Origin of the sequence: Chryseobacterium sp. CH21 (assembly GCF_004119445.1) — a bacterium.
Taxonomy (GTDB): domain Bacteria; phylum Bacteroidota; class Bacteroidia; order Flavobacteriales; family Weeksellaceae; genus Chryseobacterium.
In genome coordinates this window covers 1-287 of record NZ_QICI01000058.1, presented here as the reverse complement: position 1 = coordinate 287, position 287 = coordinate 1, and the positions used below count along the sequence as shown (strand labels likewise).

At 38.7% G+C, this 287-nt stretch carries 1 protein-coding gene; it reads left to right on the top strand.

What is annotated here, in order from left to right; translation table 11 throughout:
• Positions 1-231: hypothetical protein (locus BOQ62_RS22500; protein WP_164976741.1), on the top strand; the 231-nt coding region annotated here is incomplete at its 5' end.
• Between the last annotated feature and the right edge of the window lie 56 nt (positions 232-287).

Genomic DNA, 287 nt, shown 5'->3' with positions numbered 1-287 from the left:
CAGGAATACATTATCCATAAACTGGGTAAACCAATCTCTGTGAATATTTTCAATGGTATGCCCTTTAACCTGTATTCGGAAGATTTCCTCTCTGCAGGATTCTATTTTTTTATATTCTTTAGATGGAAGGCAGTAACCAACGGTCTTCAGCAGCATTATACAGGCCCCAACCGTTTTCATCAGACAACCAGGAATACATTATCCATAAACTGGGTAAACCAATCTCTGTGAATATTTTCAATGGTATGCCCTTTAACCTGTATTCGGAAGATTTCCTCTCTGCAGGA